This is a genomic window from Polaromonas sp., assembly GCF_030689685.1.
Taxonomy (GTDB): Bacteria; Pseudomonadota; Gammaproteobacteria; order Burkholderiales; family Burkholderiaceae_C; genus Polaromonas.
In genome coordinates, this window is record NZ_JAUYEY010000080.1 from 20,624 (window position 1) to 40,282 (window position 19,659).

The 19,659-nt window shown below is 60.5% G+C and carries 18 protein-coding genes; 16 read left to right on the plus strand and 2 right to left on the minus strand.

The annotated features are described in order from the left end of the window. Positions 1 to 39 precede the first annotated feature (39 nt). From Q8O29_RS17520 to Q8O29_RS17595, 16 genes are all read left to right on the plus strand, one after another. The gene (locus Q8O29_RS17520) at positions 40 to 519 is read left to right on the plus strand and encodes an NADH-quinone oxidoreductase subunit B family protein (RefSeq protein ID WP_305565124.1); all 480 of its coding nucleotides are present in this window, start codon (positions 40 to 42) and stop codon (positions 517 to 519) included. Between the two features lie 8 nt (positions 520 to 527). Then, on the plus strand, positions 528 to 1,133 hold the full coding sequence (locus Q8O29_RS17525) for an NADH-quinone oxidoreductase subunit C (protein ID WP_305565126.1): 606 nt from the start codon (positions 528 to 530) through the stop codon (positions 1,131 to 1,133). A 204-nt stretch (positions 1,134 to 1,337) separates the two neighbouring features. Continuing rightward, positions 1,338 to 2,591 carry an NADH-quinone oxidoreductase subunit D gene (locus Q8O29_RS17530; RefSeq protein ID WP_305565128.1) on the plus strand — a complete coding sequence of 418 codons (1,254 nt, stop codon included), beginning with the start codon at positions 1,338 to 1,340 and terminating at the stop codon, positions 2,589 to 2,591. Between the two features lie 18 nt (positions 2,592 to 2,609). After that, entirely contained in the window at positions 2,610 to 3,131 is a 522-nt protein-coding gene (nuoE, locus tag Q8O29_RS17535; protein WP_305565190.1) for an NADH-quinone oxidoreductase subunit NuoE, read from the plus strand. Positions 3,132 to 3,134: 3 nt separating this feature from the next. Beyond that, positions 3,135 to 4,556 (plus strand): NADH-quinone oxidoreductase subunit NuoF, encoded by a 1,422-nt coding sequence (nuoF, locus tag Q8O29_RS17540; RefSeq protein WP_305565129.1) that lies wholly within the window; start codon positions 3,135 to 3,137, stop codon positions 4,554 to 4,556. Between the two features lie 5 nt (positions 4,557 to 4,561). After that, entirely contained in the window at positions 4,562 to 6,700 is a 2,139-nt protein-coding gene (gene nuoG / locus Q8O29_RS17545) for an NADH-quinone oxidoreductase subunit NuoG (RefSeq protein WP_305565131.1), read from the plus strand. Further along, on the plus strand, positions 6,697 to 7,770 hold the full coding sequence (nuoH, locus tag Q8O29_RS17550) for an NADH-quinone oxidoreductase subunit NuoH (protein WP_305565133.1): 1,074 nt from the start codon (positions 6,697 to 6,699) through the stop codon (positions 7,768 to 7,770). The genes nuoG and nuoH overlap by 4 nt, the downstream gene beginning before the upstream one ends. A 139-nt stretch (positions 7,771 to 7,909) precedes the next feature. Then, positions 7,910 to 8,407, plus strand: coding sequence for an NADH-quinone oxidoreductase subunit NuoI (gene nuoI, locus Q8O29_RS17555; protein ID WP_305565135.1), 498 nt, complete (start codon positions 7,910 to 7,912; stop codon positions 8,405 to 8,407). 41 nt (positions 8,408 to 8,448) lie between these two features. Continuing rightward, positions 8,449 to 9,096 (plus strand): NADH-quinone oxidoreductase subunit J, encoded by a 648-nt coding sequence (locus Q8O29_RS17560; protein WP_305565137.1) that lies wholly within the window; start codon positions 8,449 to 8,451, stop codon positions 9,094 to 9,096. Next, positions 9,093 to 9,401, plus strand: coding sequence for an NADH-quinone oxidoreductase subunit NuoK (gene nuoK / locus Q8O29_RS17565; protein ID WP_188709032.1), 309 nt, complete (start codon positions 9,093 to 9,095; stop codon positions 9,399 to 9,401). The genes Q8O29_RS17560 and nuoK overlap by 4 nt, the downstream gene beginning before the upstream one ends. A 93-nt stretch (positions 9,402 to 9,494) precedes the next feature. Continuing rightward, the gene (gene nuoL, locus Q8O29_RS17570) at positions 9,495 to 11,543 is read left to right on the plus strand and encodes an NADH-quinone oxidoreductase subunit L (protein ID WP_305565140.1); all 2,049 of its coding nucleotides are present in this window, start codon (positions 9,495 to 9,497) and stop codon (positions 11,541 to 11,543) included. Positions 11,544 to 11,562: 19 nt separating this feature from the next. Beyond that, complete coding sequence (locus tag Q8O29_RS17575; protein WP_305565142.1) at positions 11,563 to 13,038, plus strand: NADH-quinone oxidoreductase subunit M; 1,476 nt, start codon at positions 11,563 to 11,565, stop codon at positions 13,036 to 13,038. A gap of 23 nt (positions 13,039 to 13,061) precedes the next feature. Then, the gene (nuoN, locus tag Q8O29_RS17580) at positions 13,062 to 14,564 is read left to right on the plus strand and encodes an NADH-quinone oxidoreductase subunit NuoN (protein WP_305565144.1); all 1,503 of its coding nucleotides are present in this window, start codon (positions 13,062 to 13,064) and stop codon (positions 14,562 to 14,564) included. A 5-nt stretch (positions 14,565 to 14,569) separates the two neighbouring features. Continuing rightward, complete coding sequence (locus tag Q8O29_RS17585) at positions 14,570 to 14,869, plus strand: DUF2818 family protein (protein ID WP_305565146.1); 300 nt, start codon at positions 14,570 to 14,572, stop codon at positions 14,867 to 14,869. Positions 14,870 to 14,871: 2 nt separating this feature from the next. Then, positions 14,872 to 15,504, plus strand: coding sequence for an NUDIX domain-containing protein (locus tag Q8O29_RS17590; RefSeq protein ID WP_305565148.1), 633 nt, complete (start codon positions 14,872 to 14,874; stop codon positions 15,502 to 15,504). A 7-nt stretch (positions 15,505 to 15,511) separates the two neighbouring features. Next, entirely contained in the window at positions 15,512 to 16,012 is a 501-nt protein-coding gene (locus tag Q8O29_RS17595) for a DUF1178 family protein (RefSeq protein WP_305565150.1), read from the plus strand. 122 nt (positions 16,013 to 16,134) lie between these two features. On the opposite strand, the gene Q8O29_RS17600 is transcribed toward Q8O29_RS17595, so the two are convergent. Both Q8O29_RS17600 and Q8O29_RS17605 read right to left on the minus strand, forming a co-directional pair. Beyond that, the gene (locus Q8O29_RS17600; protein WP_305565152.1) at positions 16,135 to 17,445 is read right to left on the minus strand and encodes a Glu/Leu/Phe/Val dehydrogenase; all 1,311 of its coding nucleotides are present in this window, start codon (positions 17,443 to 17,445) and stop codon (positions 16,135 to 16,137) included. Positions 17,446 to 17,625: 180 nt separating this feature from the next. Further along, complete coding sequence (locus tag Q8O29_RS17605; protein WP_305565154.1) at positions 17,626 to 19,410, minus strand: ABC transporter transmembrane domain-containing protein; 1,785 nt, start codon at positions 19,408 to 19,410, stop codon at positions 17,626 to 17,628. Between the last annotated feature and the right edge of the window lie 249 nt (positions 19,411 to 19,659).

Sequence of the window (19,659 nt, forward strand, 5' to 3'; positions counted from 1 at the left end):
GCGACAGGTTCGCAGCGTTCCACGAATAAGGCACGGTTTATGTCACTTGAAGGTGTTTTCAAAGAAGGCTTCATGACCACGAGTTACGACTCGGTGGTCAACTGGGCCAAAACCGGTTCGCTGTGGCCCATGACTTTTGGTCTGGCCTGCTGCGCGGTCGAGATGATGCATGCCGGTGCCGCGCGTTACGACATCGACCGTTTCGGCATGTTGTTCCGCCCCAGTCCGCGCCAGTCCGACCTGATGATCGTGGCCGGCACGCTGTGCAACAAGATGGGCCCGGCCTTGCGCAAGGTGTACGACCAGATGTCCGAGCCGCGCTGGGTGCTGTCCATGGGGTCGTGCGCCAATGGTGGTGGTTACTACCACTACAGTTACTCCGTCGTGCGCGGCTGCGACCGAATTGTGCCGGTGGACGTCTATGTGCCGGGCTGCCCGCCGACGGCCGAAGCGCTGATGTACGGCATCATCCAGTTGCAGCAGAAAATCCGCCGCACCAACACCATTGCGAGGGCTTGATGGGTCCCTTGCATCCCGCTTCTGCCGAGCAACTCGCAGATACCCTCTCGGCTGCCCTGGGCGAAAAAGCCAAACGGGTGACTGTCGCGTTCGGTGAGGTCACGGTGGTTGTGAGTGCTTCCGATTACCCCGCTGCCGCCCTGATCCTGCGCGATGCCAAAGGCTGCCAGTTCGAGCAGTTGATCGATCTATGCGGCCTGGATTACTCCGAGTATGCGGATGGCCGCTACGATGGCCGGCGCTTTTGCGTCGCCACGCATTTGCTGTCTATCAGCTTGAACCAGCGCGTGCGCCTCAAGGTGTTCTGCGATGACGACGACTTCCCTGTCGTGGCCTCACTCAACGATGTGTGGAATGCGGCCAACTGGTTCGAGCGAGAAGCCTTTGACCTGTTCGGCATCATTTTTGACGGCCACAACGACCTGCGCCGCATCCTGACCGACTACGGTTTCATCGGTCATCCTTTCCGCAAGGATTTCCCGACCACGGGCTATGTCGAGATGCGCTACGACCCCGAGCAGAAGCGTGTGATCTACCAGCCTGTCACCATCGAGCCGCGTGAAATTACCCCACGCGTGATTCGTGAAGACAACTACGGAAACCTGACGTCATGATGCACAAGCACTTTGCCGTGGGTGGGCTTGTTCAAGCGAACACCGTGGAACCGGCTTTGCCGGGCCACTGGTGTTGCCCCCTTGAGGGGCTGAAGGCCGCGGCTCCAAGCCTGCCTGCGCAGGCTTGGACGGCTCCGAAGAGCTGCCGCTTCTGGCGGCCGCACCGGGCGGCCGCAGGCCGCTTCGGGGGGGAGCTTTAATAACATGGCTGAAATCAAAAACTACACGCTCAACTTCGGGCCCCAGCATCCGGCTGCCCACGGTGTGCTGCGCCTGGTGCTTGAACTCGACGGCGAGGTGATCCAGCGCGCCGATCCGCACATCGGGCTGCTGCACCGCGCCACGGAAAAACTGGCTGAGAGCAAGACCTACATTCAGTCGCTGCCCTACATGGACCGGCTCGACTATGTGTCGATGATGTCCAACGAGCATGCCTACTGCCTGGCCATCGAGAAACTCATTGGTGTGGACGTCCCGGTGCGTGCGCAGTACATCCGCGTGATGTTTTCGGAGATCACGCGCCTGCTCAACCACCTGCTGTGGCTGGGTGCGCACGGTTTCGACTGCGGCGCGATGAACATCCTGATTTACTGCTTCCGCGAGCGTGAGGCTTTGTTCGACATGTACGAGGCAGTCTCTGGCGCGCGCATGCATGCGGCCTACTTCCGTCCGGGCGGTGTGTACCGCGATCTGCCGGAAACCATGTCGCAGTACAAGGTCAGCAAGATCAAGAACGCCAAGGCCATCGAAGCCCTGAATCAAAACCGTCAGGGTTCGCTGCTGGACTTCATCGAGGACTTCACCGCCAAGTTCCCGAAGCTGGTCGACGAATACGAAACCCTGTTGACCGACAACCGCATCTGGAAGCAGCGTACCGTGGGTGTTGGTGTGGTGTCTCCGGAGCGCGCGCTCAATCTTGGTTTTACCGGCCCCATGTTGCGCGGCTCCGGTTTTGCCTGGGACTTGCGCAAGCAGCAGCCCTACGACGTCTACAGCCTGATGGACTTCGATGTCCCCGTCGGCAAGACCGGCGACTGTTACGACCGCTACCTGGTGCGTGTCGAGGAGATGCGTCAGTCCAACCGCATCATCAAGCAGTGTATTGACTGGCTGCGCGTGAATCCCGGCCCGGTGATCACCAGCAACCACAAGGTTGCCGCGCCCGACCGCGAGTCCATGAAGTCCAACATGGAAGAGCTGATCCATCACTTTAAGCTGTTCACCGAAGGTTTCCACGTGCCCGAGGGCGAGGCGTACGCTGCGGTCGAACACCCGAAGGGCGAGTTCGGCATCTACATCGTCAGCGACGGTGCCAACAAGCCGTATCGTCTGAAGATCCGTCCACCAGGTTTTCCGCACCTGGCCGCCATGGATGAAATGTCACGCGGGCACATGATTGCTGACGCGGTTGCCGTGATCGGCACCATGGACATTGTGTTCGGCGAGATTGACCGCTAAAACCGCATGAGTTCCACCATGATTCCAGCACACACACAGGCGCCGGCAGCTTCGTTGTCCGAGCAGGCTTTCGTGCGCTTTGCGCGTGAAGTTGCCAAATACCCGGCGGACGGCAAGCAGTCGGCCGTGATGGCCTGCCTCACCATCGTTCAGGAAGAACTCGGTTTTGTCAGCGCCGAGAGCGAAAAGGTCGTGGCCAATTACCTGGGCATGGCGCCGATTGCCGTGCATGAGGTGACCACCTTCTACAACATGTACAACCAGCGGCCAGTGGGCAAATACAAACTCAATGTCTGCACCAACCTGCCATGCCAATTGCGCGATGGCGCCAAGGCGCTGCAGCATCTCGAGCACAAACTGGGTATTTCCATGGGCGAGAGCACGGCCGACGGCCTGTTCACCCTGCAGCAGTCCGAATGCCTGGGCGCCTGCGCGGACTCTCCGGTGATGCTGGTCAACGACCTGACCATGTGCAGTTTCATGAGCAATGACAAGCTGGACCAATTGATCGATGGTCTCACATCTGCAGAGGCGAAGTAAACCATGACGCTTTCCGCCCAGATGGCCAATTCCGCAGCGCAAAACCTGCTGTCGCAGTTCGCCGCCACTGGTGTGCAGACCAGCTTTCACGGTCGCCATATCAGTCCGCAAATCCTGGCCGATCTTGACGGCAATAACTGGCGGCTGAAAGACTATGAAGCGCGTGGTGGTTACCAGGCCCTTCGCAAGATTCTCGCGCAGGGCGATGGCCCGGGCATGACACCGGACCAGGTCATTGCCGAAGTCAAGGCCGGCAGCCTGCGTGGCCGCGGCGGTGCCGGTTTTCCGACCGGGCTGAAGTGGAGCTTCATGCCGCGCCAGTTTCCGGGCCAGAAGTACCTGGTCTGCAACTCGGACGAGGGCGAGCCGGGCACCTGCAAAGACCGCGACATCATGCAGTACAACCCGCACAGCGTGATCGAAGGCATGGCGATTGCCGCCTACGCCATGGGTATCAGCATTGGCTACAACTACATCCACGGCGAAATTTTCGCGACCTACCAGCGGTTTGAAGAAGCGCTGGAAGAAGCCCGCGCCGCAGGCCTGCTCGGCGACAAAATTCTTGGCAGCGCCTTCAGCTTCCAGTTGCATGCATCGCACGGCTTCGGCGCCTACATTTGCGGCGAGGAAACCGCCTTGCTGGAGTCGCTGGAGGGTAAAAAAGGCCAGCCGCGTTTCAAGCCGCCTTTCCCGGCGAGTTTTGGCCTGTACGGCAAGCCGACCACCATCAATAACACCGAGACCTTTGCGGCCGTGCCCTGGATCATCCGCAATGGCGGCCAGGCCTACCTCGAATGCGGCAAGCCCAACAACGGCGGCACCAAGATCTATTCGGTGTCCGGTGACGTGGAGTTGCCCGGCAACTACGAAGTCCCCATGGGCACACCCTTCCGCAAGCTGCTGGAGCTGGCCGGCGGCGTGCGCAAGGGCCGCACGCTCAAGGCGGTGATTCCCGGCGGTTCCTCCGCACCCGTATTGCCGGCTTCCATCATGATGGAATGCACCATGGACTACGACTCGATTGCCAAGGCCGGCTCGATGTTGGGTTCGGGCGCCGTGATCGTGATGGACGACAGTCGCTGCATGGTCGAGTCGCTCAAGCGCCTGTCCTATTTCTACATGCACGAGTCCTGCGGCCAGTGCACGCCGTGCCGCGAAGGCACTGGCTGGCTCTGGCGCATGGTGGACCGCATTCACAAGGGTCAAGGCCGGCAGACCGACCTGGACCTGCTCAACTCGGTGGCCGACAACATCCAGGGTCGCACCATCTGCGCGCTCGGTGATGCTGCGGCCATGCCGGTGCGCGCCATGATCAAGCATTTCCGTCATGAGTTTGAGGCCATGATCAAATCACCCCGCGTTGAAGCCCTCACCCCGACCCTCTCCCAGAGGGAGAGGGTGAGCACAGAAGCGCGGAGCGCTTGAATTTTATGATTGAAATAGAACTCGACGGTCAGAAAGTGGAAGTGCTCGAAGGCAGCACGGTGATGCATGCAGCCGAAAAGGCCGGCACCTACATTCCGCATTTCTGCTATCACAAGAAGCTCAGCATCGCCGCCAATTGCCGCATGTGCCTGGTCGACGTCGAGAAGGCGCCCAAGCCCATGCCGGCCTGTGCCACGCCCGTGATGCAGGGCATGATCGTGCACACCAAGAGCGACAAAGCCATCAAGGCCCAGAAGGGTGTGATGGAGTTTTTGCTGATCAACCACCCGCTTGATTGTCCGATTTGCGACCAGGGCGGAGAGTGCCAGCTACAGGATCTGGCGGTAGGTTATGGCAGCAGCGGTTCGCGTTACGAAGAAGAAAAGCGGGTGGTGTTCCACAAGGATGTCGGGCCGCTGATTTCGATGGAAGAGATGAGCCGCTGCATCCACTGCACGCGCTGCGTGCGTTTCGGCCAGGAAGTCGCCGGCGTGATGGAGCTTGGCATGTCGCACCGTGGCGAACATGCCGAGATTGAAACCTTCGTCGGCATGTCGGTCGACTCCGAGCTGTCCGGCAACATGATCGACATTTGCCCGGTGGGCGCGTTGACCAGCAAACCTTTCCGCTACAGCGCCCGCACCTGGGAGTTGTCGCGCCGCAGGTCGGTCAGCCCGCACGACTCGACCGGCGCCAACCTGATCGTCCAGGTCAAGAACAACCAGGTCATGCGTGTCGTGCCTCTGGAAAACGAAGATGTCAACGAGTGCTGGATTGCCGACCGGGATCGTTTCTCTTACGAAGCGCTGGGCAGCGATGAGCGCCTGAAAAGTCCCCTGATCAAGCAGGGCGGTCAGTGGAAAGCTGTGGACTGGCAGGCCGCACTCGAGTACGTGGCCAACGGCCTCAAGCAGATCAAGGCTGATCATGGCGCGGGCAGCATCGGCACATTGGTCAGCCCGCACAGCACGCTCGAAGAGCTGTACCTGGCGGCATCGCTGATGCGTGGCCTGGGCAGCGACAACATTGATTACCGTCTGCGCAACGCCGAATTTGCCCCACACGCCGGCGCGCGCTGGCTAGGCACCTCCATTGCCTCCCTGTCGCAACTGCAGCGTGTGCTTGTCGTGGGCTCCAACCTGCGCAAGGACCATCCGCTGTTTGCACAGCGAATTCGCCAGTCCGTTCGCAAGGGTTGCGCCTTGAGTGTTATCAATTCCGCAGCGGAGCTGGCGCTTGCCGACGCCTGGGCCATGCCGGTGGCCAACCCTGTGCTGGCCGGATCGGCTGGCTGGGCGCAGGCGCTGGCCGATGTCGCCACCGCGATTGCTGCGGACAAGGGCGTGGCCGCTCCCGCTTCGGGCCAGGCGACAGATGCCGCCAAGGCCATCGCCAAATCCCTGATGGGTGGCGAACGCAAGGCCATACTGCTGGGCAATGCTGCGGCACATCACGCCCAGGCCGGCAGCCTGCTGGCGCTGGCCAACTGGATCGCTGCGCAAACTGGCGCCAGCGTGGGTTACCTGACCGAAGCGGCCAATACAGTGGGCGCTCAACTCGCAGGAGCCCTGCCGTCAGGCAAGGGCATGGACGCGGGGCAAATGCTGGGAGGCAAGCTCAAAGCGGTGGTGTTGCTCAACACCGAACCTGAATTCGATTCGGCAGCCGGTGCTGCGGCCAAGGCGTCGCTCAATGCCGCGCAAATGGTCGTGACCCTGAGTCCCTTCAAGGCCAACATGGACTTCAGCGATGTGCTGCTGCCGATTTCGCCATTTACCGAAACACCCGGGACCTTTGTCAACGCCGAAGGCCGGGTCCAAAGCTTCCATGCGGTAGTCAAGCCCCTGGGCGAGGCACGGCCGGCCTGGAAGGTGCTTCGCGTGCTGGCGAACCTGCTGGAGCTGCCCGGTTTTGAATTCGAATCCTCGCAGGATGTGCTCAAGCAGATACAGGGCGTACAGCAGGCTCAGGTGCCTGCGGGCAGCCTGGACAACAGCACCACATCGGCCATTCAATTGGCCGCAGGGCAGGGCGCTCCGGTCGTCGCCAGTATTTACCAGCTCGACAGCCTGGTGCGGCGCGCAACGTCGCTGCAGTTGACCGGCGATGCACGGCGCGTCGCTGCTGGAGGAGTTGCCGCATGATTGACACTCTCTTCAACGCTGGCCAGGGATTGATGGGCGGTATCTGGCCCGGCACGGTGTGGCCGGTCATCTGGACGCTGATCAAGATTGTCTGCGTCTTGCTGCCGCTGATGGGCTGCGTGGCTTACCTCACCCTGTGGGAACGCAAGGCGATTGGTTTTACCCAGATCCGTCTGGGCCCCAACCGCATCGGTCCCTTCGGTCTGTTGCAGCCGATTGCCGATGCGCTCAAGCTGCTGACCAAGGAAATCATCATCCCGACAGCGGCCAGCAAGGGCCTGTTTGTGCTGGGACCGATCATGACCATCATGCCGGCGCTGGTCGCCTGGGTGGTGATTCCTTTCGGACCGGATGTGGCGCTGGCCAACATCAACGCGGGCCTGCTGTTCCTGATGGCCATCACTTCGCTCGAAGTTTATGGTGTGATCATCGCTGGCTGGGCATCGAATTCCAAATACGCGTTTTTGGGTGCGATGCGTGCCTCGGCGCAAATGGTCAGCTACGAAATTGCGATGGGTTTTTGCCTGGTCGTGGTGCTGATGGTTTCCGCCAGCCTCAACATGACCGACATCGTGATGGGCCAGGCCAAGGGCATGGGCGTGGGTTACGGCATGAATTTTCTGTCCTGGAACTGGTTGCCACTGTTGCCGATTTTTGTCGTGTATTTCATCTCCGGCCTGGCGGAGACCAACCGCCACCCGTTTGACGTGGTGGAGGGCGAGTCGGAGATCGTGGCCGGCCACATGGTCGAATACTCGGGCATGTCCTTTGCGATGTTCTTCCTGGCCGAATACGCCAACATGTGGCTGGTCGCCATCCTGGCGGTCATCCTGTTTCTAGGTGGCTGGCTCCCGCCGTTTGAATTCCTGTCCTTTATTCCTGGCTGGATCTGGCTGGGCGCCAAGACCTTTGTTGTTGTGACCATGTTCCTCTGGGTGCGTGCCACCTTCCCACGTTTCCGTTACGACCAGATCATGCGCTTGGGCTGGAAGATTTTCATCCCCGTGACGCTGGTTTGGCTCGTCGTGGTTGGGGCCTGGATGCAGACGCCCTACAACATCTGGAAGTGACTATGGCCCCCACGCTTTTCACTTCGTGTAATGCACTGCCCCCCGAGGGGGCCGCTGCGCCTGCGGCCCGGCTAAGCCGGTTCCGCGGCCCCTGCTTGAAAAGAATTGCTTATATGCCTCAGTTGCGCAGGAAATCATTATGAGTGCCGTCGCCTCCGTCAAGGATTTTTTCTCCAGCTTCATGCTGACCGAGCTGTTTAAGGGCATGGCCCTGACCGGCAAATACATGTTCAGCCGGAAGATCACCATCCAGTTCCCGGAAGAGAAAACACCGCTGAGCCCGCGCTTTCGCGGACTGCATGCACTGCGCCGTTATGAAAACGGTGAAGAGCGCTGTATCGCCTGCAAGCTCTGTGAGGCGGTGTGCCCGGCCATGGCTATCACCATCGAGTCCGATGTGCGTGAAGACGGCAGCCGTCGTACCTCGCGTTATGACATTGATCTGACCAAATGCATTTTTTGCGGTTTCTGCGAGGAAAGCTGCCCAGTTGATTCCATCGTTGAAACGCATATTTTTGAATACCACGGCGAAAAACGCGGCGACCTTTACTTCACCAAAGACATGCTGCTGGCCGTGGGCGACCGTTACGAAAAAGAAATTGCAGCCAACCGCGCTGTGGATGCCAAGTACCGCTGAACAACCCAGACAGATGCTGGCTCAAGAAAGATTTGCAGAACATGGACGCTAGAACAGGTCTCTTTTATGTCTTCGCTTTGGTGCTGCTGTTTGCGGCATTCAAGGTGATCACCGCCCGCAACCCGGTGCATGCGGCCCTGTACCTGGTGCTGGCATTTTTCCAGGCTGCTGCGGTCTGGATACTGCTGAAGGCCGAGTTCCTGGCAATCACCCTGGTGCTGGTGTATGTCGGCGCGGTGATGGTGCTCTTCCTGTTCGTCGTGATGATGCTTGATATCAATATGGACGGCGTGCGTAAGAACTTCTGGAAGCACTTTCCTCTCGCCGCCACTGTCGGCACGCTGATTGCCCTCGAGATGGCGGCCGTCCTGATCGGTGGCTTCCGGCCGAGCCAGGAGCCGAAAGCCACGCTCGCGCTGGCGGGGCAGGCGGTGGAGCAGGTGTCCAACACCAAGGAGCTTGGCAAGGTGCTGTACTCAGAGTATGTCTACCCGCTTGAAATTGCGGCTGTGATCCTGCTTGTGGCCATCATTGCGGCGATTGCGCTGACCCTGCGGGAGCGCAAGGACTCCAAGTACATCAATCCGGCAGACCAGATTCGCGTCAAGAGCGCAGACCGAGTCAGCCTTGTGAAGATCCAGCCAACGGTGGCGGCACCGGCGGTCGCAGCCACAGAGGACAAAGCATGATGGTCACGCTGGGACATTTCCTGACTTTGGGCGCCATCCTGTTTGCCTTGTCGGTGATCGGCATCTTCCTGAACCGCAAGAACCTGATTGTGCTGTTGATGGCCATTGAGCTGATGCTGCTGGCCGTCAACATGAACTTCGTGGCCTTCTCCTATTACCTCAACGACATGGCCGGCCAGATTTTCGTATTTTTCATCCTGACCGTGGCCGCTGCCGAATCCGCCATCGGTCTGGCCATCCTCGTGCTGCTGTTCCGCAACAAGTCCAGCATCAACGTCGACGAACTCAACACGCTCAAGGGATAAGAATATGAGCCCCCACGCTTGTCGCTTCGCGTACTACGCTGCCCCCCGAGAGGGTGCATTTTTCCTTGGGGCGGCCCGACGGACGGTTAAAACATGAGCCAAACCCTTTCCGCCGCAACGCTGCTTGCGGTCCCGATGGCGCCGCTGGCCAGTGCCGTGCTGGCCGGTATTTTCGGCACCACCTTCGGCGGCAACTGGATAGGCCGCCGCCTGTCGCACACGCTAACCATCGTCGGCGTGCTGGTGGCTTTCATTCTTTCGGCCATGACACTCAAAAGCGTGGCGATCGACGGTGCGCGTTTTAACGAGACGCTTTACACCTGGATGGTGGTCGGCGGCCTGAAGATGGAGATCGGGTTTCTGGTCGATGGCCTGACGGCGATGATGATGTGTGTGGTCACCTTTGTCTCGCTGATGGTTCACATCTACACCATCGGCTACATGGAAGAAGACGAAGGTTACAACCGCTTCTTCGCCTACATCTCGCTGTTCACCTTCTCCATGCTGATGCTGGTCATGAGCAACAACATGCTACAGCTGTTTTTTGGCTGGGAGGCGGTGGGCCTGATGTCTTACCTGCTGATCGGTTTCTGGTACAACAAGCCGACGGCCATCTTCGCCAACATGAAGGCCTTCCTGGTCAACCGTGTCGGTGACTTCGGTTTCATTCTGGGCATCGGCCTGCTGGCCGCTTACACGGGCACGCTCAACTACGCCGAAGTGTTTGCGAAGTCGGGCGAAATTGCCAGCCTCAACCTTCCCGGCACCGACTGGCTGCTGATCACCGTGATCTGCATTTGCCTGTTCATTGGCGCCATGGGCAAGTCGGCGCAGGTCCCGCTGCATGTCTGGTTGCCTGATTCGATGGAGGGTCCGACGCCGATCTCGGCATTGATCCACGCGGCCACCATGGTGACCGCCGGCATCTTCATGGTGGCACGTATGTCGCCGCTGTTTGAGCTCAGTGACACGGCGCTCAGCTTCATCATGGTCATCGGCGCAATCACCGCGCTGTTCATGGGTTTCCTCGGCATCATCCAGAACGACATCAAGCCTGTGGTGGCTTATTGGACACTGTCGCAGTTGGGCTACATGACGGTGGCCCTCGGTGCTTCGGCCTATTCGATGGCGGTTTTCCACCTGATGACCCATGCTTTCTTCAAGGCCTTGCTGTTTTTGGCAGCGGGCTCGGTCATCATGGGGGTGCACCACAACCAGGACATTCGCTGGATGGGAGGCCTGCGCAAGTACATGCCCATCACCTGGATCACGGCACTGATTGGCTCCCTGGCCCTGATCGGTACGCCGCTGTTTTCCGGGTTTTATTCGAAGGATGAAATTATTGAAGCGGTTTATTTCAGCAATCTGCCCGGCGCAGGCTTTGCCTACTTTGCGGTGCTGGCCGGGGTGTTTGTGACCGCCTTCTATTCTTTCCGGATGTATTTCCTGGTTTTTCATGGCAAGGAGCGTTTTGACCAGAACCCCGATGCCCACCACGATGGCCATCACGATGATCACCATGGCCACGAGACGCATCACGCTCCGCACGAGTCACCGTGGGTGGTGACGGCGCCGCTGCTGTTGCTGGCTATCCCCTCGGTGGTCATCGGTTTCATGACGATTGACGCCATGCTGATCGGCGATTTTCTGAAAGACGCGATCACGGTCAATGCCGACAAACATCCGGCCATGACCGAGTTGATCAAAATTTACCACGGTCCGGTACAAATGGCCTTGCACGGCCTGACGGCGCCGCCATTCTGGCTCGCGCTCGCTGGTGTGGCCTTGGCTTACTACCTGTACATCGTCAACCCAGCGCTGCCAGCAGCCATCAAGCGCCGGGTGGAACCGCTCTACACACTGCTCGAAAACAAGTACTACATGGACTGGTTCAATGAAAACGTGCTGGCACGCGGTGCTCGCGGACTCGGTATCGGCCTCTGGAAGGGCGGCGACGAGAAAATGATCGACGGCGCACTGGTCAATGGCTCCTGGAAACTGGTGGGCTGGGTCTCCAGCGTCGTGCGCAAGGTTCAGACCGGCTACATCTACCACTACGCTTTGGCCATGATCATGGGCATCTTCATCCTGATCAGCTATTTCGCGACCTGGCCGATGATCAAAGAACTGCTCAACAAGTAAGCCAATAGGAATAACAAAAATGGGATTGTTGAGTCTTGCCATCTGGACGCCGATCTTTTTCGGCGTCGTGCTGCTGGCGCTCGGACGTGACGAGCAGGCGCGCAGCGTGCGCTGGATCGCGCTGATCGGCGCCCTGGTCAGTTTTCTGGTGACCCTGCCGCTGTACAGCGGCTTTGAACTGGGCACGGCTGCGATGCAGTTCGTCGAAAAGGCCGCATGGATCGACCGCTTTGACATCAACTACCACCTCGGCGTGGACGGCATCTCGATGTGGTTTGTGCTGCTGACGGCCTTCATCAACGTGGTCGTCATCATCGCGAGCTGGGAGTCCATCACCAGCCGCGTGAACCAGTACATGGCGGCCTTTCTGATCCTCAGCGGACTGATGATCGGCGTGTTTGTCGCACTCGACGGCATGTTGTTTTATGTGTTTTTCGAGGCGACGCTGATCCCGATGTACCTGATCATCGGTATCTGGGGCGGCCCGAAGAAGATTTACGCCGCCTTCAAGTTTTTCCTTTACACGCTGCTTGGCTCCTTGCTAATGCTGATCGCGCTGATCTTTCTGTACGTTAAGTCTGGCGGCAGCTTTGATCTGACCACCTGGTACACCCTGCCGCTGAGTGCTTCGGCGCAGACTTTCCTGTTCTTCGCTTTTTTTGCCGCTTTTGCCGTCAAGGTGCCGATGTGGCCCGTGCACACCTGGTTGCCCGATGTGCACGTGGAAGCGCCTACCGGCGGCTCCGCCGTGCTGGCGGCCATCATGCTCAAGCTGGGCGCTTACGGCTTCCTGCGCTTTTCGATGCCGATTGCACCCGATGCCGCGCGTGAATGGGCTTGGTTGATGATTGCGCTGTCGCTGATCGCGGTGATTTATGTGGGCCTGGTCGCCATGGTCCAGCAGGACATGAAAAAGCTGGTGGCCTATTCTTCGGTGGCCCACATGGGTTTTGTGACGCTGGGCTTTTTCATCTTCAACGACCTCGGCGTGTCCGGCGGCATCGTGCAGATGATCGCGCACGCTTTTGTCTCAGGCGCCATGTTTTTGTGCATCGGCGTGTTGTACGACCGCGTGCACTCGCGCGAGATTGCGAGTTACGGCGGCGTCGTCAACACCATGCCCAAGTTCACCGCGTTTGCGCTGCTGTTTGCCATGGCCAACTGCGGCCTGCCGGCCACGGCCGGTTTTGTCGGCGAGTGGATGGTCATCCTGGGTGCCATCAAGTTCAATTTCTGGATCGGCCTGGGTGCGTCGACCGCCCTGATTTTTGGTGCGGCTTACACGCTGTGGATGTTCAAGCGGGTGTACCTCGGGCCTGTCACCAATGACGACGTCAAGGGCCTGACCGACATCAACGGCCGCGAGTTCCTGATGCTGTCCCTGCTGGCGATAGCCGTGATGGTCATGGGCATTTATCCCAAGCCCTTCACCGATGTGATGGACAGCTCGGTGGCCAGCCTGCTCAAGCATGTCGCTGTCTCCAAGCTCCCCTAAGCAACCCTTCCCTAAGAATTCAGATGATTGACAAACTCAGTTGGATCGCGGTTTACCCGGAAATCGTTCTGTTGACGATGGCTTGTGTCATCTTGCTGGTGGACCTGGGCGTCAAAAGCCCGCAGCGCACGCTGACCTATGTGCTGACCCTGTTGACGCTGGCCGTGGTGGCCGCGCTGACGGCGGCGTATGCCATCGGCGGCAACACGGTTTACGGCTTCGGTAACATGGTGGTGAGCGACCCCATGGCTAACTGGTTGAAGTGTTTCGCATCGATTGCCATGATGGTCACTCTGGTGTATGCGCGCCCCTATGCCGCAGATCGGCAGATGCTGCGCGGCGGCGAGCTGTTCACGCTGGCCATGTTTGCGCTGTTGGGCATGTTCGTGATGATCTCCGGCCACAACTTCCTGGTGATCTACATGGGCCTGGAGTTGATGACGCTGTGCAGCTACGCGCTGGTGGCGCTGCGCCGCGACAATGCCACGGCGACCGAGGCGGCGATGAAGTATTTTGTACTCGGTGCACTGGCATCGGGCTTCCTGCTGTATGGCCTGTCGATGATGTACGGCGCCACCGGCTCGCTGGACGTGGGCGAGGTTTACAAGGCCATTGCCAGCCGCCAGGTGAAACACTCGGTGCTGGTGTTCGGCCTGGTCTTCATTGTGGCCGGCCTGGCCTTCAAGCTCGGCGCCGTGCCTTTCCACATGTGGCTGCCCGACGTTTACCAGGGCGCACCCACCGCCATCACCCTGCTGATCGGCGCCGCGCCGCAGCTCGCGGCCTTCGCCATCTGTATCCGTCTGCTGGTGCAGGGCATGCTGCCACTGGCCATCGACTGGCAGCAGATGCTCGCCATCCTTGCGATAGGCTCGCTGTTGGTGGGTAACCTGGCGGCCATTGCGCAGTCCAACCTCAAGCGCATGCTGGCTTTTTCCACCATCTCGCAGATGGGGTTTCTGCTGCTGGCCTTGCTGGCCGGTGTGGTCAACGGCAACCAGCTCAATGCCGAATCCGCCTACGGCGCGGCCATGTTTTATGTCATCACTTACGTGCTGACCACCCTTGCGGTCTTCGGCATTATTTTGCTGCTCGCGCGGGTTGGCCATGAATCCGAGGAAATCACCGACCTGGCCGGCCTGAACCAGCGCAGCCCGCTGTTTGCCGGTGTCATGGCCGTCTGCATGTTCTCGCTGGCCGGCGTGCCGCCCGTCGTCGGCTTCTATGCCAAACTGGGCGTCCTGCAGGCGCTGGTGTCCTCGCAGCAAACCCTGTACGTCGTGCTCGCCGTGTTTGCCGTGATGATGTCGCTGGTCGGCGCCTTCTATTACCTGCGTGTGGTCAAGGTGATGTATTTTGATGCGCCCAACACCGGCATGCCGACCGCCATTGATGCACCGGCAGATGCCCGCGTGGTGCTGTCCATCAATGGTGCGCTGGTGCTGCTGCTCGGCCTCATGCCCGGTGGGCTGATGACCTTGTGCACCCAAGCGATCGCCAGTGTCGTTAAATCCCTGGGGACTTGAACCGTATGACGCAAACTTTTTCAGTCTGGCTGGTGGTGGCGCTGGCTTTGCTGGCCGCCAATCTGCCTTTTATCAGCAACCGGCTGCTTGCGGTATTTCCCCTGACCGGACCCAAGATGCTCGCGGTGCGAGTGGCCGAAATGGTGTTTTGGTACTTCGTGGTCGGCGGCATCGGCTTGTTTCTGGAGCAGCGGGCTGGGCAGATCGCGCCGCAGGGCTGGGAGTTTTATGCGATCACTGGCACGTTGTTTATCACCTTCGCCTTTCCGGGCTTTGTCTACCGCCACCTCTTCAAACACCGCTGAGCATGGTGCCGGCTGACTCGCCCTCGGCGCCTCCCGGCAAGGCAGACGACGCTCACCTCCAGGAGCACACGCTCACCAGCCACGAACTGCTCAAGGGGCATTTTCTGCATGCCTTTCGCGACACCGTGCGTTTGCCAAACGGCAGGAAAGCTTCTCGCGAGTATGTGCGCCATCCCGGCGCGGTAATGATCATCGCCCAGCTCGATGACGGCCGCCTGGTGCTCGAACGCCAGTACCGCTACCCCGTGCATGCCGTGATGGTCGAATTGCCTGCGGGCAAGCTCGATGTCGGCGAAGACTCGTTGGCCTGTGCGCAACGTGAGTTGCTGGAAGAAACCGGCTACACCGCGCGCCGTTGGGCCCGCGCTGGCGTGATGCACCCGGTGATTTCCTACTCCACCGAGTTTATCGACATCTGGTTTGCCAGGGACCTGACCGCCGGTAAGCGCCAGCTTGATGCAGGCGAATTCCTCGACGTGTTCACGGCCAGTCCGGCCGAGTTGCTGCAATGGTGCAGCGATGGCCGTGTCACCGACGGCAAGACCCTGACGGGTGCGCTCTGGCTGCAAAACGTCTTGTCGGGTGCATGGGTTCTGGACTGGCAGGACAGCGCTGGCCCGGACAGGGCCCGATAATCAGGGCATGAAAGTCCTCAATCTCCAGTGTTCGTACCAGCACGCCTTTGAAGGCTGGTTTGGCTCGGAAGATGATTTTCAGGGCCAACTCGCTCGAGGCCTGGTGACCTGCCCCTTGTGCGCCGACCCCGCCATCCAGAAAATGCCGAGTGCGCCCCGCCTCAATTTGGGCGCAGTGGCTGAGGCGTCGCCAGCAGCCTCCGCTTCGCGCGAGCTCTCGGTACCTGCCGCAAGTGCTGCCATCAGTTCAGCGCACGACGCCACTCCGGTTGTCGACGGTTCCGTCAGGCAGGCGGAGTTTCTGCAGGCCTTGCGCCAGGTCATGGCCAACACCGAAGACGTGGGCGAACGCTTTGCCGACGAGGCACGCGCCATGCATTACGGGGATGCCGAGCAGCGCAGCATCCGCGGCCAAGCCAGCCGGACCCAAGCGATGGAACTGATCGAGGAGGGCATTGAGGTGATGCCCTTGCCGCTGCCTGCGGCCGTGAAAGAGACGCTTCAATGACCCCCACGGTCGCTCACTGCGCGTAGCTCCCTGCCCCCAGCGGGGGCCGCTGCGCCTGCGGCCCGGCAAAGCCGGTTCCGCGGCCCCTGCTGAAATGGAGCCGGGGAGTAATGCTCAACTGATCAGGGGTAGAGGCCGCGCAACTCACGCGTATGCAAGATGCGCTTGCAAGCCACAATAAACGTCGCCGTGCGCAGGCTGACCTTGTTGTCCTGCGACACCTGCCAGACACCGGCGAAGGCTTCTTTCATGATGCGCACCAGGCGCGCGTTGATTTCGGCCTCGTCCCAGAAGAAGCTTGAGAAATCCTGCACCCATTCAAAATAGCTGACCGTCACGCCGCCGGCATTGGCAATCACGTCGGGCAGCACCAGTATGTTGCGTTCCTGCAAAATGTCGTCGGCTTCGGGCGTGGTCGGGCCGTTGGCGCCTTCAATGATCATGCGGGCCTTGATACGGCCGGCGTTGTCTTTGGTGATCTGTTGCTCCAGCGCGGCGGGGATCAGGATCTCGCAATCGACTTCCCAGAACTTGTCATCGGCAATTTTCTCGGCCTGCGCAAAGCCGGCCACACTGCCGGTCTCCGCCACATGCTTGAGCAGCGAAGGCACGTCCAGCCCGGCCTCGCGGTAAATCGTGCCACCGTGGTCCTGCACCGCCACAATGCGTGCACCGGCCTCTGCAAACAGCTTGCCGGTCACGCCGCCCACATTGCCAAAGCCCTGCACCGCCACCCGGGAGGCAGCAATGTCCAGCCCAATGTGTTTGGCTGCTTCTGCGCCCACAGTGAATACACCGCGCCCGGTCGCTTCGCGCCGCCCCAGCGAGCCGCCCAGATCGACCGGTTTGCCGGTGACCACGCCGGTGGCAGTAGAGCCGGTGTTCATCGAGTAGGTGTCCATCATCCAGGCCATGATCTGCTCGTTGGTGTTGACGTCGGGTGCGGGGATGTCTTTGTTGGGGCCGATGATGATGCCGATCTCGCTGGTGTAGCGGCGCGTCATGCGCTCCAGCTCGCCGCGCGACAGTTTCTTCGGATCAACGCGAATGCCGCCTTTGGCGCCACCGTAAGGCACGTTGACCGCCGCGTTCTTGATCGACATCCAGGCCGACAAGGCCATCACTTCGGACAGTGTCACGTCCTGGTGAAAACGCACGCCACCCTTGCCGGGCCCGCGTGAGACGTTGTGCTGCACCCTGTAGCCTTCAAAGTGCGCCACCGTGCCGTCATCCAGGTGGATGGGCACATCCACAATCAGGATGCGCTTGGGGCGCTTGAGCGTTTCGGCCCAGCGCGCCAAGCTGCCCAGGTGCGGTATCACGCGGTCGACCTGTTGCAGGTAGTTGCCCCAGGGACCGAGCTGGTCGGCCTGCAGGTATGAGGGCTGGCAATGGGTGCCGGGGGCGGCATTGGGGCCGGAAGCTGGCAACATGAAAAACTCCTTGTGGAAAGGTCAATGCGCAGAGCTTAGGCGTGTGGCGTGCCGCTGTCCAAGGCCAGCTTGGCGTTTCTTTATGCGACAAACGCATAACAGGGGTTTTAGGGTGGAGGCTTAGAGCCGTGGTTCATGCGGTATGAATCACGGATCAAGTCCGGCATGACGGCCGGAGCCTCAGGCATTGAACTGCAGCGCCGCCAGCCGGGCGTAAATGCCGCCACGCTCGACCAGTTCGGCATGGGTGCCCTGCTCCACCAGCCGGCCATGGTCCAGCACCAGGATGCGATTGGCTTGCTGCACCGTGGCCAGCCGATGTGCAATCACCAGCGTGGTACGGCCCTTCATCGCCGACTCCAGCGCCGCCTGCACCATGCGTTCGCTTTCGGCGTCGAGTGCGCTGGTGGCTTCGTCCAGCAGCAGCAGCGGCGGGTTTTTCAGCATGGCGCGGGCAATTGCAATACGCTGGCGCTGGCCACCGGACAGGCGCACCCCGCGCTCGCCCAGAAAAGTGTCGTAGCCTTCGGGCAGGGCCATGATGAACTCATGCGCAAACGCAGCACTTGCCGCAGCCCTGACCTCGTCGTCGCTGGCTTGCGGCTTGCCGTAACGAATGTTCTCCAGCGCGCTGCTTGAAAAAATCACCGCGTCCTGCGGCACGATGCCGATGCGCTGGCGTAGCTCGTGCAGCGCCATGTCGGCGGTTCGCACACCGTCGAGTTCAATGCGGCCCGAGGCCGGGTCGTAAAAACGCAGCAGCAGCTGGAACACAGTGCTTTTGCCCGCGCCGCTGGGCCCGACAATCGCCACGGTTTCGCCCGGTGCCACCTCCAGCGAAAAACCGCTAAGCGCCGCCTGCAGCGGGCGCGATGGGTAATGAAAGTCGACCGCTTCGAATTTGATAGCACTTCCCGCAAGCACGGCGGGGGCTAGAGCTGGATTTGATGGTGAAGTGACGGGAGAACGTGTCTCCAGCAGCTCCATCAGGCGTTCGGTGGCACCTGCGGCGCGCAGCAGATCGCCATAGACCTCGCCGAGCACTGCGGTCGCGCCGGCCAGGATGATCACGTAAACCACGGTCTGGCCCAGGTGGCCGGCCGTGATGTCACCGCGCATCACGGCCTGCGTGCCCTGGTACAGCCCCCAGAGCAGCGCGCCCGATGTGGCGATGATGATGAAGGCAATCAGCACCGAGCGTGCGCGCGTGCGCCGCACGGCGGTGTCGAAGGCGTCCTGGGTCGAGGCATCAAAACGCGCCGACTCGCGTGCCTCGGCGGTGTAGCTTTGCACCACCGGAATGGCGTTAAGCACCTCGGCGGCAATCGCGCTGGAGTCGGCAACCCGGTCCTGGCTGGCGCGCGAAAGCTTGCGCACGCGCCGGCCAAACCACACCGAGGGCAGCACGATCAACACCAGCACGCCCAGCACCTGGACCATCAGGTAGGGGTTGGTGTAGACCAGCATGCCGAGCGCGCCCACGCCCATGACTGCATTGCGCAGGCCCATGCTCAGCGACGAACCGACCACGGTCTGCACCAGCGTGGTGTCGCCGGTCAGGCGCGACAGCACCTCGCCGGTCTGCGTGGTTTCAAAAAACTCCGGGCTCTGGCGTACCACATGGCCGTAGACCGCATTGCGCAGGTCGGCCGTCACGCGTTCGCCCAACCAGCTAACCATGTAAAAGCGACCGGCAGAAAACAGCGCCAGTGCCACCGCCACCGCGAACAGGGCGACGAAGTGCTCGCGCAGCGCCAACACCTGCGCCCCCTTGTCTGCCGCATTCAGGCCCCCATCAATCAGGCTGCGCAAGGCCAGCGGAAACACCAGCGTGGCCACGGCGGCCATGACAAGAAAGAACCCGGCCAGCACAATCCTGCCGCGGTAAGGGCGCAGAAAAGGCAGCAGGCCTGACAGTGAGCGGGGCGCGCCCTTGGGCGCGTCAGAGGGGGAGGAAGTAGCCATGGAGGGAGTTTATTGATTTTTTTCAAATACACGACAGTGAATTGGTCCGTTTTCACCCTCGCCCTCTGGGAGAGGGTCGGGGTGAGGGATTGAGCGTTCTGAATGTCATGAATTTTGAAACGCTCAATAGTCGGGGTCTGCGGCACCTCGCGCCTGAATGGGCCTACGAGCATGGATTGCGGGTTTCCGGATCGAGTCCGGGACAGGCTCTGCCCGCAATGACAGAGCAGTTCATGTCACCGTCCAGCA

What these genes read in the sequence shown, in the direction of transcription:
- Q8O29_RS17600 (WP_305565152.1), bottom strand. Translation starts at nt 17,445, where the DNA reads ATGTTGCCAGCTTCCGGCCCCAATGCCGCCCCCGGCACCCATTGCCAG.
- Q8O29_RS17530 (WP_305565128.1), top strand. Translation starts at nt 1,338, where the DNA reads ATGGCTGAAATCAAAAACTACACGCTCAACTTCGGGCCCCAGCATCCG.
- nuoN (WP_305565144.1), top strand. Translation starts at nt 13,062, where the DNA reads ATGATTGACAAACTCAGTTGGATCGCGGTTTACCCGGAAATCGTTCTG.
- nuoF (WP_305565129.1), top strand. Translation starts at nt 3,135, where the DNA reads ATGACGCTTTCCGCCCAGATGGCCAATTCCGCAGCGCAAAACCTGCTG.
- Q8O29_RS17575 (WP_305565142.1), top strand. Translation starts at nt 11,563, where the DNA reads ATGGGATTGTTGAGTCTTGCCATCTGGACGCCGATCTTTTTCGGCGTC.
- nuoG (WP_305565131.1), top strand. Translation starts at nt 4,562, where the DNA reads ATGATTGAAATAGAACTCGACGGTCAGAAAGTGGAAGTGCTCGAAGGC.
- nuoH (WP_305565133.1), top strand. Translation starts at nt 6,697, where the DNA reads ATGATTGACACTCTCTTCAACGCTGGCCAGGGATTGATGGGCGGTATC.
- Q8O29_RS17590 (WP_305565148.1), top strand. Translation starts at nt 14,872, where the DNA reads ATGGTGCCGGCTGACTCGCCCTCGGCGCCTCCCGGCAAGGCAGACGAC.
- Q8O29_RS17520 (WP_305565124.1), top strand. Translation starts at nt 40, where the DNA reads ATGTCACTTGAAGGTGTTTTCAAAGAAGGCTTCATGACCACGAGTTAC.
- Q8O29_RS17560 (WP_305565137.1), top strand. Translation starts at nt 8,449, where the DNA reads ATGGACGCTAGAACAGGTCTCTTTTATGTCTTCGCTTTGGTGCTGCTG.
- Q8O29_RS17595 (WP_305565150.1), top strand. Translation starts at nt 15,512, where the DNA reads ATGAAAGTCCTCAATCTCCAGTGTTCGTACCAGCACGCCTTTGAAGGC.
- nuoE (WP_305565190.1), top strand. Translation starts at nt 2,610, where the DNA reads ATGATTCCAGCACACACACAGGCGCCGGCAGCTTCGTTGTCCGAGCAG.
- nuoK (WP_188709032.1), top strand. Translation starts at nt 9,093, where the DNA reads ATGATGGTCACGCTGGGACATTTCCTGACTTTGGGCGCCATCCTGTTT.
- nuoI (WP_305565135.1), top strand. Translation starts at nt 7,910, where the DNA reads ATGAGTGCCGTCGCCTCCGTCAAGGATTTTTTCTCCAGCTTCATGCTG.
- Q8O29_RS17585 (WP_305565146.1), top strand. Translation starts at nt 14,570, where the DNA reads ATGACGCAAACTTTTTCAGTCTGGCTGGTGGTGGCGCTGGCTTTGCTG.
- Q8O29_RS17605 (WP_305565154.1), bottom strand. Translation starts at nt 19,410, where the DNA reads ATGGCTACTTCCTCCCCCTCTGACGCGCCCAAGGGCGCGCCCCGCTCA.
- nuoL (WP_305565140.1), top strand. Translation starts at nt 9,495, where the DNA reads ATGAGCCAAACCCTTTCCGCCGCAACGCTGCTTGCGGTCCCGATGGCG.